Source organism: Mesorhizobium sp. M7A.F.Ca.CA.004.06.1.1 (assembly GCF_003999135.1).
In the GTDB taxonomy this organism is placed as follows: Bacteria; Pseudomonadota; Alphaproteobacteria; order Rhizobiales; family Rhizobiaceae; genus Mesorhizobium.
In genome coordinates, this window is the sequence record NZ_RZPQ01001038.1 from 1 (window position 1) to 1,597 (window position 1,597).

A 1,597-nucleotide genomic window follows, 5' to 3' on the forward strand; every position below is an offset into this window, starting at 1 on the left:
GCGCGAATAGGCCGAGATATCGACGAGACCGGCGGCGCGCCGCACCTGCAGCGCCTCGTCGCCGACGATGTCGAAGGCGTTGGAGCGCCGCAGCGTCGTGTTCTCGGCAAATTCCATCGGCGCGAAATAGGCCGGGATTTCCAGTCCCCAGGAAGCCGTCCATTCGCATCCCGCCGCGCTCATGCCGTCATAGGCACCCGGACGTTTCAGCGGCCGGCCGGCGGGCAGTCGTTCATTGGGAAAGGTCATCACGAAGCGGCGCGAATAGAACTGGCGCGTCGTCTGCCTGAGATATTCCCGGTTGGCGGCGAAGGCGCCGTAGCGAGCGATGTCCATGCCGAAGATGTCGGCCTGCGGTTCGCCGAAAATCATCCACTCGGCCAGCGACTTGCCGACGCCGCCGCCCTGGCTGAAGCCGGCCATGACGCCGCAGGCAACCCAGTAGTTCCTCAGCCCGCGCACCGGCCCGACAATCGGATTGCCGTCCGGCGTGAAGGTGAAGGCGCCGTTGACCCATTTGCGGATGCCGGCCGTCGCCAGGCAAGGAAAGCGCTCATGCGCCTTGGCGAGTTCGGGGCTGATGCGGTCGATGTCTTCCGGGATCAGCTCGATGCCGTAGTCCCACGGCGCGCCATCCATGTTCCAGTGCTTCGGGTTCTGCTCGTAAACGCCGAGCAGCACGCCCTTGCGCTCCTGCCTGAGATACGAAAAGCCGTCGAGATCGACGGCGATGCCGATTTCCCTGTCCAGCGCCGCGATCTCGGGAATGTCCTCAGTGATGAAATAATGGTGCTCCATCGGCGTCACCGGCAGGTCGATGCCGGCCATGCGGCCGAGCTGCTTTGCCCACAGCCCGCCGGCATTGACGACATGCTCGGCGATAATGGTGCCCTGCTCCGTGACGACATCCCAGCGACCGTCGGCGCGCGGCTTCAACTCGACCACCCGGTTGCGCAGGATGATGTCGGCGCCGCGCTTTTTTGCAGCGCCGGCATAGGCGTGCGTCGTGCCGTACGGGTCGAGGTGCCCCTCGTTGGAATCATGCAGGCCGCCTAGCACGCCGGTGACGTCGACGATCGGGCAGATCGCCTTGATCTCGTCGGGCGTGACAAGGCGCGCGGTCTCGATGCCGACCGACTGAAACACCGCCCAGGCCGATTTCAGCCACTCCCAGCGCGCGGGATCGCTGGCGATGTTGACGCCGCCCGTCATGTGCAGGCCGATATCCCAGCCGGATTCGGCCGCGATCTCGCGGTAGAGATTGATGGTGTAGTCCTGCAGCGCCGCCACGTTGGGGTCGGCGTTGAGCGCATGGAAGCCTGCCGCCGCGTGCCAGGTCGAACCGGCTGTCAGTTCGGCGCGCTCGATCAGCGCCACATCGCTCCAGCCAAATCGCGTCAGGTGGTAGAGCACCGAGGCCCCGACCACGCCACCCCCGATGACGACTGCGCGGTAGTGCGACTTCAAGGCTTCCCCTCCACGGTTAGTCCGAAGGCTGGATCATATATGCACTGGACATAAGTGTCCAGTGCCGCGCGCGCATCGTTTTTCGTCGACCGCCGGCATGCACTGCGCGCTGTCACGCAAGCATCATGTT

1 protein-coding gene is annotated in these 1,597 nt (G+C 65.0%); it reads right to left on the bottom strand.

Features of this window, described 5'->3' with window-relative positions; translation table 11 throughout:
- Positions 1-1,467 (bottom strand): FAD-dependent oxidoreductase (locus tag EN906_RS33535; RefSeq protein WP_127375745.1); only part of this gene is annotated, 1,467 nt, incomplete at its 3' end.
- Positions 1,468-1,597 lie beyond the last annotated feature (130 nt).